14 protein-coding genes and 1 pseudogene are annotated in these 12701 nt (G+C 73.3%); 6 read left to right on the forward strand and 9 right to left on the reverse strand.

All coding sequences use genetic code 11. The features are described from left to right. Position 1: 1 nt before the first annotated feature. On the reverse strand, positions 2-223 hold the full coding sequence (locus tag OG774_RS28250) for a hypothetical protein (RefSeq protein WP_328305641.1): 222 nt from the start codon (positions 221-223) through the stop codon (positions 2-4). 182 nt (positions 224-405) lie between these two features. Here OG774_RS28250 and OG774_RS28255 point away from each other — a divergent pair, with 182 nt between their 5' ends. Next, entirely contained in the window at positions 406-582 is a 177-nt protein-coding gene (locus tag OG774_RS28255; RefSeq protein WP_328305642.1) for an RGCVC family protein, read from the forward strand. 82 nt (positions 583-664) lie between these two features. Beyond that, a pseudogene (locus OG774_RS29930) lies at positions 665-1216 on the forward strand (MFS transporter); the annotation flags it as partial. An 11-nt stretch (positions 1217-1227) separates the two neighbouring features. Here the strand turns inward: OG774_RS29930 and OG774_RS28260 are convergent. Both OG774_RS28260 and OG774_RS28265 read right to left on the reverse strand, forming a co-directional pair. Beyond that, positions 1228-2076, reverse strand: coding sequence for an aldo/keto reductase (locus OG774_RS28260; protein ID WP_328311192.1), 849 nt, complete (start codon positions 2074-2076; stop codon positions 1228-1230). A 62-nt stretch (positions 2077-2138) separates the two neighbouring features. Next, complete coding sequence (locus tag OG774_RS28265) at positions 2139-2465, reverse strand: nuclear transport factor 2 family protein (RefSeq protein WP_328305643.1); 327 nt, start codon at positions 2463-2465, stop codon at positions 2139-2141. 48 nt (positions 2466-2513) lie between these two features. Here OG774_RS28265 and OG774_RS28270 point away from each other — a divergent pair, with 48 nt between their 5' ends. Then, positions 2514-3329 (forward strand): MerR family transcriptional regulator, encoded by an 816-nt coding sequence (locus OG774_RS28270; RefSeq protein ID WP_328305644.1) that lies wholly within the window; start codon positions 2514-2516, stop codon positions 3327-3329. Here OG774_RS28270 and OG774_RS28275 read toward each other — a convergent pair. The 6 genes from OG774_RS28275 to OG774_RS28300 are packed head-to-tail and all read right to left on the reverse strand — an operon-like array spanning position 3310 to position 9384. Beyond that, positions 3310-4482, reverse strand: a complete 1173-nt coding sequence (locus tag OG774_RS28275; protein ID WP_328305645.1) for an alpha/beta hydrolase family protein — start codon at positions 4480-4482, stop codon at positions 3310-3312. The genes OG774_RS28270 and OG774_RS28275 overlap by 20 nt on opposite strands. A 25-nt stretch (positions 4483-4507) precedes the next feature. Further along, positions 4508-5302: an SDR family NAD(P)-dependent oxidoreductase gene (locus OG774_RS28280; RefSeq protein ID WP_328305646.1), complete on the reverse strand. Its 795-nt coding sequence runs from the start codon at positions 5300-5302 to the stop codon at positions 4508-4510. Beyond that, positions 5299-6273 carry a fumarylacetoacetate hydrolase family protein gene (locus OG774_RS28285; protein ID WP_328305647.1) on the reverse strand — a complete coding sequence of 325 codons (975 nt, stop codon included), beginning with the start codon at positions 6271-6273 and terminating at the stop codon, positions 5299-5301. The genes OG774_RS28280 and OG774_RS28285 overlap by 4 nt, the downstream gene beginning before the upstream one ends. Continuing rightward, positions 6273-7208: a VOC family protein gene (locus OG774_RS28290; RefSeq protein ID WP_328305648.1), complete on the reverse strand. Its 936-nt coding sequence runs from the start codon at positions 7206-7208 to the stop codon at positions 6273-6275. The genes OG774_RS28285 and OG774_RS28290 overlap by 1 nt, the downstream gene beginning before the upstream one ends. A gap of 10 nt (positions 7209-7218) precedes the next feature. Continuing rightward, positions 7219-8346 carry an FAD-dependent monooxygenase gene (locus tag OG774_RS28295; RefSeq protein WP_328305649.1) on the reverse strand — a complete coding sequence of 376 codons (1128 nt, stop codon included), beginning with the start codon at positions 8344-8346 and terminating at the stop codon, positions 7219-7221. Between the two features lie 9 nt (positions 8347-8355). Then, complete coding sequence (locus tag OG774_RS28300) at positions 8356-9384, reverse strand: cyclase family protein (RefSeq protein WP_328305650.1); 1029 nt, start codon at positions 9382-9384, stop codon at positions 8356-8358. A gap of 113 nt (positions 9385-9497) precedes the next feature. Between OG774_RS28300 and OG774_RS28305 the strand changes: the two genes are divergently transcribed. The 3 genes from OG774_RS28305 (at position 9498) to OG774_RS28315 (ending at position 12700) form a co-directional block, all read left to right on the forward strand. Further along, entirely contained in the window at positions 9498-10436 is a 939-nt protein-coding gene (locus OG774_RS28305; RefSeq protein ID WP_328305651.1) for a LysR family transcriptional regulator, read from the forward strand. Between the two features lie 143 nt (positions 10437-10579). Continuing rightward, entirely contained in the window at positions 10580-11839 is a 1260-nt protein-coding gene (locus tag OG774_RS28310) for an MFS transporter (RefSeq protein WP_328305652.1), read from the forward strand. Positions 11840-11848: 9 nt separating this feature from the next. After that, the gene (locus OG774_RS28315) at positions 11849-12700 is read left to right on the forward strand and encodes a formylglycine-generating enzyme family protein (protein ID WP_328305653.1); all 852 of its coding nucleotides are present in this window, start codon (positions 11849-11851) and stop codon (positions 12698-12700) included. The last annotated feature ends 1 nt before the right edge of the window (position 12701 follow it).

Here is a 12701-nt window from a genome sequence, read left to right on the forward strand (position 1 = left end):
CTCAGCGGCGCGGCGGGATCTCGATCGACGGCAGCCCGGCCACGTCGGCGAGCCCCAGCATGTGGAGCAGCTCGCGGCAGTCGTCGGCGTCGATGGCGCGCCCGGCGATCACGGGCACGGCGCGGCGGCGGGCCAGGTGGTGCGCGGCGACCTCGGCCTCATGGCTCTTGAGGATGCGCTCGGGAGGGACATCACCGTCGACGTTCGGACCGACTGACGCCATGGGAGCTCCGACCACCAGGAGGGGAACGGGGCTCGCCGGGTGCCGGGGCCAACTCCGTCAGTGACCTCAGCCTACGCGCACCCCACGGCACGGCGTAGCGTCGCCGAGGTCCGGTACCTGCTCCGCCGGGGCTGTCGCCTCTCGCGTCCGGAGCCACTCCAGCCGCTCGAGAAGGGCACGCCATGGGCACTCACGAGGCCCCGGTCGTCCAGGATCCCATCGACCAGGTGCTGGACGGGACGGGCGAACCCTCGTGCTCCGCCTGCCCGCACACCTGGTCGGAGCACGACGCGCTGGGCCGCCGGTTCTGTGCGGCCACCCACGACCACGGCTGGGACCGCGGCTGCATCTGCCGCTGACCGGCGCTCCTCCGGGATCCTTCCGGCGTGGATGATCCCCGGCGTGCGGGCCACGCTGATCGCCACGACGTCGGCGATGGTGATGCTGGTGCTGGACTCCAGCATCGTCGGGGTCCTGCTGCCGAGCATCCGCACCGACCTGGACGTCGGGCCGGCGACGCAGGCCTGGATCGTCGGGATCTACCTGGCCACGCTGGCCGTCCTGCTGCCCCTGGGCGGTCGGCTCTGCGACGCACTGGGTGCCGCGCGGGCGTTCTCGATCGGCATGGTCGGCTTCACGATCGCCTCGGCCGGGATCGGGCTCTCGGGGTCGGGCACGGAGATCATCGTCTGGCGGGGGATCGCCGGCGGTGCGGCGGCGCTGCTGATGCCGGCGGGGCTCGCGGTGCTCGCGGAGGTCTACCCCGACGATCGGCGGGCCGGGGCGCTCGCCGTCTACACCGGGGTCGGTCAGGGCTTCGCGACGGTCGGCCCGCTCGTCGGGGGGCTCTGCGGGGAGCTCGTGGGGTGGCGCTGGGGGTTCCTGGTCAACGTGCCCGTCGGGGTCGCGGGGCTTGTGCTGCTCGCCCGCGCGCGTCCCGTGACGCCGCGGTGGCGGCGCGCCGCTTCCCGTCGCTCATCGGCCGGACCCGGCCCGCGGCGTGATCAGGCCCCGGTCGGATCGTCGGCGACCGGCCCGATGCGCCCGCCGCCGTCGGCGACGTGCAGGTCGGCGATCGCCAGCATGTCCTCGTCGGTCAACGCGAAGTCGAAGAGGGCGTGGTTCCCGGCGATGCGCTCGGGGCTGTCGGACTTCGGGATCACGACCGTGCCCTGCTGGAGGTGCCAGCGCAGCACGACCTGGGCCGGCGTGCGCCCGAGTCGGTCGGCGACGGCCACGAGGGTCGGCTCGTCGAGGACGGCGCCGCGTCCCAGCGGGCTCCAGGCCTCGGTGGTGATGCCGAGGGCGGCGTGCAGGGCGCGCAGCTCGTGCTGCTGCAGGTGCGGGTGCAGCTCGATCTGGTTGACGGCGGGCACGGTGCCGCCGAGGTCGAGCAGGCGCCGCAGGTGGCCCGGGCGGAAGTTGGAGACACCGATGGCCCGGGTGCGTCCCTCGGCGAGCAGCTGCTCCATCCCGTCCCAGGTCTGCACGCTCTCGGCGAGCACGTCCGTCGGCCAGTGCACGAGGTGGAGGTCGACGAAGTCCAGGCCGAGCCGCTCCAGGCTCCCGGCGGCGCAGTCCCGGGCGTGCGCGCACCCCTCGTGGCCGCGCCACACCTTGGTGGTGACGAACAGCTCGTCGCGCGGGATGCCCGACGCCGCGATCGCGCGGCCGACGCCCTCCTCGTTGCCGTAGACCGCGGCGGTGTCGATGCTGCGGTAGCCCTGCTCGAGGGCCTCGGAGACCGACGCCTCGGCGTCGCGGGCCTCGGAGACCCCGAAGCCGAGCTGGGGCATGCGCAGGCCGTTGTTCAGGACGACGGTGGTGTCCGGCGCGAGGAGTGTCGGGACCATGGTCGTGGTCAACGTCCCGGAGGGTGGGGCACCTTCCCCGTCGTGACGACCCCGACACGCCCTCAGTCGTCTACCGGGCGGATCGTCAGCTCCTGGATCCGGTCGCCGGTGAGGACGAAGCCGAAGGCGAGGGTGACCGGGCTGCCGGGGAAGTCACCCGCGATCTCGGCGAGGGCCCGGTGCCCGTCGCCGTCCGGCTCGATCGTCAGGACGCGGTAGGTCACGTCCGGCACCGAGGTCCGCCACGCGCGGACGGCGTCGATGCCGTGGTGGAGCCGCCCCTCGTCCTCGACGACGGCGTCGTCGGCGAACTGCGCGAAGTAGGCCTCGAGGTCGGGGTCGGCGGCGCGGTCGAAGTAGTGCGCGATCCGGGTGTCGATGGTGGTCATGACGACCACGCTGGCTTCTCCCCCCGGGGGAGGGTCCAGGCTCCTCGTGTGACCGCGTTGTTGAGCATCGGCGAGTTCGCCACGGTGACCCACCTGAGCGTGAAGACGCTGCGCCGTTACCACGAGGACGGGCTGCTGGAGCCCGACCAGGTGGACCCGCACTCGGGGTACCGCTACTACTCCACCGACCAGGTCCCCACCGCGCAGGTCATCCGCCGGTTCCGCGACCTGGACATGCCGGTCCGCGAGATCGCCCGCCTGCTCGCCGCGGACGTCGACGAGCGCGCGACGCTCATCACCGACCACCTCGCCCGGCTCCAGCAGCGCCTCGCGGCCACCACCGAGGCCGTCGGCGCGTTGCAACGCCTGCTCACGGCCGAGCCGCGGCCCCTGCCGGTGGAGCACCGTCGCGAGCCGGCCCGTCGGGTGACGGCCGTCGTCGGCCATGTCGGTCTCGACGGGGTGCTGGACTGGTACTCCGCGGCGATGGCCGAGATCGAGGCGGCGGTCGATGCGGCCGGCGCCCGGGCGACCGGCCCACCGGCCGGGCACTACGACAACGCCCTGTTCACCGACGGCGCGGGCCGCGCGACGGTGTTCGTCCCGACCGACCGCGACGTCCGGGCCGGGCGCGTGCACCCGGTCGACCTCCCGGCCCGCGAGCTCGCGCTCACGGTGCACCCCGGCCCGCACGACGACATCGACGTCACCTACGGCGCGCTCGGCGCCCACCTCGCCGAGCACGCCCTGCTCGTCGACGGCCCCGTGCACGAGACCTACCTGGTGGGGCCCCGCGACACCGCCGACCCCGCCGCGTGGCGCACCGAGATCGGGTGGCCGGTGTTCACGACCGCGACCGCGTGAGGAGGTCGGCGAAGACGTCGGCCACCCAGTCGGCGACGACGGTGCTGACGTGCGGGAGGTGGTCGAGCCCGATGTGCTCGGTCGCGCCCTCCTCGGGGGTGAAGACCCGCAGCTCGCGCCGGGGGCTGTTGACCGCCTGCTCGTGGGAGCGGTGCGCGTACTCGAGCGGGATCTGCCGGTCGTTCTCGCCGTGCGCGACGAGGAACGGGACGGTGATGTGCTCGACCACGCCGTCGAGGTGCACGCCGTCGGCGAACTCGATGAACGTCTCGAGGTCGTCGTGTCCCCACACCCAGAGCACGTGCTCCCAGTAGTGCGGCACCGGCCGCTCGCCCTCGCGCTCGAGGCGCCGGCGCTGCACCGCGCCCCAGTTGTGGTTGGCGCCCCAGGCGACGCAGAGGGCGAGGCGCTTCTCGAACGCGGCGGCGCGAGGGGCGAAGTAGCCACCGAGCGACCAGCCGACGATGCCGATCCGGTCGGCGTCGACGTCGTCGCGGGCCTCGAGGAAGTCGACGGCCGCGCCGGCCCACACCTCGGTGTCGATCCGCGCGGTCAGGCCCTGCAGGCGCAGCGCCTCGCCGGTGCCGGGCTGGTCGAGCATGAGGCAGGAGATGCCGCGGGCGGCGAGCTCGGCCCAGTGCCCGGAGCTGTACATGTGCTCCTTGGCCGAGTCGAGCCCGTTGACCAGGATGATCACCGGCGCGGGCCCCGCGTCGGTCGCCGGGGCCGCGCTGAAGTACGCCGGCAGCGTGGTGCCCTCGTAGGGGATCGCGACGCGGGTGATGCGCGTGTCCTGCAGGTCGAAGGCCTTCTGCGCCAGCTCGAGCACGCGGCGGTAGGTGGGGACCCGGTTCTCGTCGGAATGGGCGAGCATCCGCTCGGCCTGGCACAGGTAGTTGGTGGCGCGGGAGTAGAGCTGCCCGGCGGTCCGGGTGTGCCCGGCCTTCTCGGCCTCCTCGGCCTGGCCGACGAGCTGGTCGGTCAGCGCGGTCCAGGCGCGCAGGAAGTCCGGCGTACCGGCGTCCTCACCCTGGGCCGCGGCCTCCTTGATGGGGCGGCACGCGCGGTCGACCTCGTCGATGAGCCCGCCGCTGTTGAGCGTGGCGACGACGCCCAGGTTCCAGACGTAGTTGCCGGGGAAGTACTCGAACACTTCGGGGTCCTCTCGGGATTCGGGGTCAGCGCAGCGCGTCGGAGATCGACTTGACGCCACCATGGGCGGTCATCCCGCCGTCGACGGGGATCTCGGCGCCGGTGATGAACGAGGCGGCGTCGGAGAGCAGGAACGCGACGAGCGCGGCGACCTCGTCGACGGTGCCGGTGCGCCCCAGCGGGGTCTCGGCGACGTTGGCGTCGCGGAACGCGGGCGACGCGGAGGCCGTCATCGGGGTCTCGATGTAGCCGGGGTGCACGACGTTGACGCGGATGCCGCGCGGTCCGAGCTCCAGGCACGCGGCCTTCGCGAGCCCGCGCAGCGCCCACTTGCTGGTCGTGTAGGCCACCGGATAGTGGCCGGTCAGCCCCGCGACGGAGCCGACGAGCACGATCGACGCCCCGGGCGACATCAGCGGCGCGAGGGCCTGGATGCCGAGCAGCGCGCCCGTCGTGTTGACGGCCTGCACGTGGTCCCAGTCGGCGAGGGCGACCTCGCCGAGCCGGGCCCGCCAGGTCGTGCCGGCGTTGAGGACCAGCCCGTCGACGCGATCGAGATCGCCGGCCAGGGCGGCCCAGTCGTCGGGGGACGCGACGTCGAAGCGGCGGTGCTCGACGGCCCCGTCGTCGCCGTCGCCGGGCTGCACGTCGAGCCCGACGACGCGGTGATCCGCGCCGAGCCGGGCCACCAGCGCCGCGCCCATGCCCTGCGCGGCGCCGGTGACGATCATGGTGCGCGCCGTCGTCTGCGTGGCCCTATCGGCGTGCTCGTCTTGACGGACACTCAACGTCTGCGGCGCCACGCCGCTGACACTCGTCATGACCCGACCGGCGCAACCGGGCGGGTGCGGGGGCGCGGGCGGGCGGCGGGGACCGGGATCGGCTCGACGCCCGGCACGACGCGGTTGGCGATCGTGCCCAGGCCCTCGACGGTCAGGGTGACGACGTCGCCGGGCTGCAGGGGCGGGAGATCGTCTCGCGAGGTGCCGCGGCCCCAGAGCTCGGCGAGGCAGCCGCCGTTGCCGCAGGTGCCCGAGCCCAGGACGTCGCCGGGGCGCACGAGGGTGCCCCGGGACGCGTAGGCGATCAGGTCCTCGAACGGCCAGCCCATGTTCGAGAGCAGGTCGCGGCCCACGACACGGCCGTTGACCTCGGCGGTCATGGCGAGCGCGAGGAAGCCGTCGGCGTCGCGGTAGGGCTCGAGCTCGTCGGCCGTGACCAGCCACGGGCCGAGGGTCGTCGCGGTGTCCTTGCCCTTGGCCGGGCCCAGGTTGACCTTCATCTCGCGGGCCTGGAGGTCGCGCGCGGACCAGTCGTTGAAGATCGTGTAGCCGGCGATGTGCTCGCGCGCCCGCTCCGGGGACAGGTGGCGGCCCTCGCGGCCGATCACCGCGGCCACCTCGAGCTCGAAGTCGAGCACCGCGCTCCCCGGCGGGACCGGGACGTCGTCGTCCGGTCCGATCACCGCGTAGGGGTTGGTGAAGTAGAACGTCGGCGCCTCGTACCACTCGGGCACGACGCCGCCCACGCCGTCGATCGACTTGCGAACGCCCTCGACGTGCTCCTCGAACGCGACGAAGTCGCGCACCGTCGGCGGCTCGAGCGGCGCCAGCAGGCGCACGTCCCGGAGCGCGACCGGGCGGGAGCGCAGCGCGTCCCGCCCGGCCGCCGTCAGCTCGCCGGAGCGCAGCAGGTCGAGCACGGTGACGGGGCGGTCGAGGAGGTGCACCCCGTCGCCCTGCACGACGCCCACACGCACGACGCCGTCGTGCAGCACCGAAGCGACGCGCATCAGACCGGCGGCGCGACGAAGACGCCGCGGTCGGGGTCGTTGAACGACTTCTTCGCGACGAACTCGCTCATCGGGTTCGCGGTGCCCCACTGGTCGGAGACCATCGGGTCGGTGAAGTCGTGCAGGCTCGGGTGCCAGGTGTCCTCGTCGAGGTTCTCCAGCTCCGTCGTGTACTCGACGGTGTTGCCCTGCGGGTCGAGGAAGTAGGAGAAGGTGTTGTTCCCGGCCATGTGGCGCCCGGGACCCCACACCTTCTCGACCCCGGCCCGCAGCAGCCGGCCGGTGCCGCGCATGTACTCGTCGATGCCGCGCAGCTCGAACGAGGCGTGGTGCAGCGAGACGTGCGGGCAGCGCGCGATCGCGAGCGAGTGGTGCTGGGGGTTGCAGCGCAGGAACCACATCATCTCGCCCATGTGCGGCGAGTACAGGGTGTCGGAGAGCTTGAAGTCGAGGTGGCGGTCGTACCAGGCCACGAGCGCCTCGGGCTGCGGCGAGTTGATGACGACGTGGGAGAGCTTCACCGGCACCGACTCGCCCTCCTCGACGCGGCGGTGCTGACGGACCGCGACGTCCGAGGACACCTCGACGGTGCGGCCCTCGAGGTCGAAGAAGCGGAAGCCGTAGCCGCCGCCGGGGGTCTGCAGCTTGTCGGGGGTGCTGACGAGGGTGACGCCCTCGCGCCCCAGCTTCTCGGCCAGGGCGTCGACGTCGGCGGCCGACTCGGCCCCGAAGGCGATGAGGTCGACGCGCTTCTCGGCGTCGGCGCGCAGGCGCACCTGGTACTGCTCCGGCGAGCCCTCGGCGGCGAGGAACGCGATCCCGGTGTCGGTGGTCTCCGGGGAGAGCTTCCACAGGTCGGTGTAGAAGGCGAGCTGGCGGTCGAAGTCGGGCACGCCGAGGTCGACGTGGCGGAGGTGGGTGATGAGGCGGTCCATGTCGCTCCTGTCAAGGGCGCTGCGAGAGCAGCGCGGCGGTGCGGCCCATGAGGCCGGGGACGTCGGCGTCAGTGACGTGGTCGAGCAACCAGCGCGAGAGCTGCACGGAGTTCTCGACGACGGTGCGGGCGCGGGGGAGGCGGCGGTCGGTGAAGGTGTCGAGCACCGAGCCGTCGAGGCGGTCGGCGTCCAGGAGCACCTCGGCGAGCACGGCGGCGTCCTCGAGGGCCTGGGCGGCGCCCTGGGCGAGGGTGGGCGGGCAGGAGTGCGCGGCGTCGCCGATCAGCACGACGCGCCCGCGGTGCCACGGTCGGTCGAGGACGTGCCACTCGAACCAGGTGTAGTTGACGCGCGCGGCGTCGGTCATCAGCGCGCGGATGTCGTCCCACGGCCCGTGGTACTGCGCGGCGAGCCCGCGCATGACCTCGAGCTGCTCCTCGGGCGAGAGCCCCGAACGGTCCTGCGCGTCCTCGACGAGGTAGGCGTAGATGCTGTCCTCGCCCGTCGGGCAGTACCCCGCGATGTAGCAGGCGCCGTGGTAGTAGAGGTCGGTCCGCTCGATGCCGGCCGGACGGGGCGTGAACACCCGCCAGATGCCCATCCCGAGCGGGGCGACGTCCACCTCGACCCCGATCAGCGACCGCACGTGCGACCGGACGCCGTCGGCGCCGACGACGAGGTCGTAGCGCCCGGTGCTGCCGTCGGAGAACGCGACGTCGACGCCGGCGCCGTCCTGCGCGAGGGTCTCGACGGTGGTGCCGAAGCGCAGCTTCGCGCCCACCTCCTGGGCGCGGCCGACGAGCACGCGCGCCAGATCGGCGCGCCGGGCGCCGACGGTGGCGGGCAGGTCCGGACCGCCCGTCTTCGCGTCCGGCATCTCGACGAGCACCGTGTCGTCGGGCGCGCGCAATCCGAGGGTGTCGAACCCGTAGCCGACGGCGGCCACGTGGTCGTACACGCCCAGATCGCGCAACACGCGCAGCGCATTGCCCTGCAGCGTGATGCCCGAGCCCACCGCCGTGACGTCGTTCTTGACCTCGACGAGGTCGACGGCGACGCCGGCGCGGGCGAGCTGGATGGCCGTGGCGCAGCCGGCGGCACCGCCGCCGACCACGAGCACGGATCGGACCGCAGCCATGAGGTCCTCCTACTTGACGGCGAGCGGGTTGAGGGGGGAGCCGACGGCCCCGGTGATGCGCAGGGGTGCGGCGGTGAGCCAGAAGTCGTAGACGCCGGCCCCTGCTCCTCCTGGCGCGCAGTCGGCGGCCAGTGCCTCGAGGTCCCACATCTCGCCGATGAACAGCCCGAGGTGCGGGATCGCGATCTGGTGCAGGGGCTGGAAGGCGACGTCGAACTCGTTGGGCCGGACCTCGAAGCCCCAGGTGTCGGTGGCGATCGCCGCGATCTCGGTGTCGTGCAGCCAATCGGCGGTGGTGAACGACAGGCCCGGGGCGGGCCCACCGGCGTAGGTGCCCCAGCCCTCGCGGCGGGTGCGCGCGTACTGGCCGGTGCGCACGCAGACGATGTCGCCGCGCCCGACCGTGACGCCCTGGGCGGCGATGGTCCGCTCGAGGTGCTCGGTGGTGATCGCGAAGCCGTCGGGCAGCTCGCCGGCGCCCGCGCCCGTGGTGGGGCCGAGGGCACGGCCGACGTCGAGCAGCACCCCGCGCCCGGCGAGGCGGTCGGCGGCGGTCTCGATACCGGTGACGCGGTCGCCCGCGCTGGTGACGACGTCCGCGGCGGCGCGGCCGTTCCAGGCGTGGCCGTGGTCGAAGATGTGCCCGAGCCCGTCCCACTGGGTCGAGCACTGCAGCGGCATGGCGATGACGTCGTCGGCGCCGCCGAGCCCGTGCGGGAACTCGCCGTCGAGGGCCTCGCGACCGGTGTCGAGCATCGTGTGCACGGGGTTGGTGCGCCGCCGCCACCCACGCTGCGGCCCGTCCATGTCGAACGGCTGCGACAGCGAGAACGCCGCACCCCGGCGGACGAGGCGTGCGCCCTCGACGCGCTTGGCGTCGTCGAGGAGGTTCAGGGTGCCCAGAACGTCGTCGGCACCCCAGCGGCCCCAGTTCGAGACGCGGGCGACGGTGGCGGCGATGGCGTCCTCGGGCTTCGCCGGGTCGAGGCCCGCCGCGAGGATGGCGCGGGTGTCGCCGCCGGTCGGCTCAGTCGGCACTGCTGGTCCCTCCCGAGGACTCGGTGTGTGTTGCCTCACCGTGCGGGACCCGAGCACTATCCGGGAACACGAACCTGGCGATGCGGGGTATGGCGATTTCCGATGGGCGAGCGGTGAGGGCGCGGCGCAGCGTCGCGTTGCAGAACCTCGACCTGAATTTGCTCGTGTCCCTCGACGCGCTGCTCCGCGAGCGGTCGGTCACCCGGGCGGCGGCCGGCCTCGGGCTGAGCCAGCCCACCCTGAGCACGGCCCTGTCGCGGCTGCGGCGGCACTTCGACGACGAGCTGCTGACCCGCGTCGGCAACAGCTACGAGCTCACGCCGCTCGCCACCGACCTCGTCGAGCGCGTCACCGGCGCAGTGGGTGTCCTCGAGCGGGTCTTCGCCGGTCAGCCCGAGTTCGACCCGGCCGTGTCCGACCGCGAGTTCACCGTCGTCGTCTCCGACTACGCGGCCACGGTGCTGGGCGGGCCGCTGAGCGAGCTGCTCGCCGCGGAGGCGCCGTCGGTGTGCCTGCGGTTCCAGCAGATGCGCACCGAGACCGTCGACGCCGCGCCCGAGAGCCTCCGCGCGGTCGACGGCCTGCTGCTGCCGCACGGCTACCTCACCGACCTGCCCCACCAGGACCTCTACGACGACCAGTGGGTCTGCATGGTCGGCGCGGGGAACGAGGTCGTGGGGGACACGTTCACCCTCGAGCACCTGCACACGCTGCCGATGGCCGTCACCTACCGCGAGCCCACCCGGTTCACCCCCGCGGTCAAGCAGCTCCACATGGTCGGCATCGAGCCGCGGGTCGTGGCGGTCTCGGAGAGCTTCCTCGCATTGCCGTTCCTCGTGGCCGGCACCGACCGCTTCGCGCTCGTCCAGCAGCGCCTCGCGGCCCGGCTCGCCGCCGCCGCGGACGTCCGGATCCTGCCGTGCCCGTTCCCGGTGACGCCGCTGGTCGAGGCGCTCTGGTGGCACCCGGTCTACGAGCGCGACACCGGCCACCAGTGGCTGCGCACCGTCTTCGGCCGCGTCCGCGACCGTCTCCGGCACGAGACGGTCTGACACGAGTATCGGCAGCCCCGATACCCGTCATCAGGTCTTCGGGCTTCCTCGCCCCCTGAGAGCGTCGTCACCCTGACGGCCACCGCAACCCGCCGACCAGCACGAACGGTCGCGCCACCTCAGGGCCGAGGAGCCAACCACCCATGACCACCAGTCCCACCACGCCGCCCGTCCCGGGGGCCGCCGAAATCGCGGGAGACGCGGTCGTCGACCCCGCCACGGGCCGTCCCGCCGGCCGCGCGCAGCTGATCCTGCTGCTCGCGGCGAGCTGCATGTCCGTGCTCGGCGCGGTCCTCATCGCCCCGGTCCTGCCGCAGATCCAGGCCGAGTTCGCCGCGGTGGCGGGCGTCGAGGTGCTCGTCCCGATCGTGCTCACCGTGCCCGCGCTGATCATCGGCCTGATGGCGCCGTTCGCGGGCGCGATCGCCGACCGCTTCGACCGCAAGCGCCTGCTGCTCGTCGCGATGGTCGGCTACACGATCTTCGGTACCGCACCGCTGTACCTCGGCTCGCTCGGCGCGATCCTCGGCAGCCGCGTCCTGGTCGGCGTCTGCGAAGCCGCGATCATGACCTGCGCGACGACGCTGATCGGCGACTACTGGTCGGGCGAGCAGCGCAGCCGCTACCTCGGGCTGCAGACGCTGGTCGCGACCCTCTCCGCCACGGTCTTCCTCGGGCTCGGCGGAGCGCTCGGCGCCGCGGGCTGGCGTACGCCGTTCTGGCTGTACTTCGCGGCGATCCTGCTCGTCGTCCCGATGGCGCGGTTCCTCTGGCAGCCGGCCCGTCCCGCCGCCGATGCCCGGACCGGCGCCCGGCTCGCGGGCGTGCCGTGGCGGCTGCTGGCCGCGCCGTGCCTGGTGACGCTGTTCGGCGGCGCCGTCTTCTACGCGCTGATCGTCGAGCTCTCGTTCGTCCTCAACGGCCTCGGGGTCACCTCCACCGCCGTCATCGGCGGCATCAGCGCCGTCATGTCGCTGGCGACGGCCGCCGGCGCCATCGTGTTCGGCCGGATCTCCCGGCTCTCGCCCCGGGTCCTGCTGCCGACCGCGTTCGGCCTGTCCGCCGTCGGCCTGGTCGTCGTCTTCGCCACGACCTCCCTCGTCGTCGTCACTCTCGGCGCCGTGATCACCGGCTTCGGCACCGGCATGCTGCTGCCGACCCTGCTGACCTGGGCGGTCAACCGGCTCTCGTTCGAGCAGCGCGGCCGGGGCACGGGGCTGTGGACCGGGTCGCTGTTCCTCGGCGAGTTCCTCGCCCCGCTGGTCATCGCGGGCATCGGGGTCGGTGTCGGCGGCCTCCAGCCCGCCCTCGCCGTGCTCGGCGTCGCCGCCGCCCTCATGGCCGTGGTGACGTGGCTGGCTCTGCGTGGTCGCGACGAGCCCCTCAACACCGGCCACCTCTAGTCTCGGGGCGTGAGCACACGGGGGCAGGTGGCCCTGCCCGGTGGGCGCTTCGCCATGGGCGACCACTTCGGTGAGGGCTACGTCGACGACGGCGAGCACCCGGTGCACGAGGTCACCCTGGCGCCGTTCGGGCTCGACGCCACCGCGGTCACCAACGCCGCGTTCGCGACGTTCGTCAAGGACACCTCCTACGTCACCGACGCGGAGCGCTGGGGGTCGTCGGCGGTGTTCCACCTGGCCTTCGAGGGGGATCGCTCCGACGTCCTGACCAGCGTCGACGGCGCCGGGTGGTGGCTCGGCGTGCGGGGCGCCTGCTGGCGGCGACCGGAGGGCCCGGGCTCGTCGGTGGGCGACCGCGCCAACCACCCGGTGGTGCACGTGTCCTGGAACGACGCGCAGGCCTACTGCGCGTGGGCGGGCAAGCGGCTGCCCACCGAGGCGGAGTGGGAGTACGCCGCGCGCGGCGGGCTCGAGGGCGCCCGCTTCCCCTGGGGCGACGAGCTCCGGCCCCGCGGTCGCTGGCCGCTGAACATCTGGCAGGGCCGCTTCCCCACCCAGAACACCGAGGAGGACGGCTACCTGACGACCGCGCCCGTGAAGACCTACCGGCCCAACGGTCACGGGCTCTGGCAGATGGTGGGCAACGTCTGGGAGTGGTGCGCCGACTGGTTCTCCCCGGACACCTACCGGGAGTCGCCCTCCGCCGACCCGGTCGGGCCGGCGGAGGGCGTGAGCCGGGTGATGCGCGGCGGCTCGTACCTCTGCCACGACTCGTACTGCTACCGCTTCCGGGTGGCGGCGCGGTCGTCGAACACCCCGGAGTCCAGCTCGGGGAACCTCGGGTTCCGCTGCGCCACCTGAC

This window comes from Actinomycetospora sp. NBC_00405, from assembly GCF_036044095.1.
Lineage (GTDB): Bacteria > Actinomycetota > Actinomycetes > Mycobacteriales > Pseudonocardiaceae > Actinomycetospora > Actinomycetospora callitridis.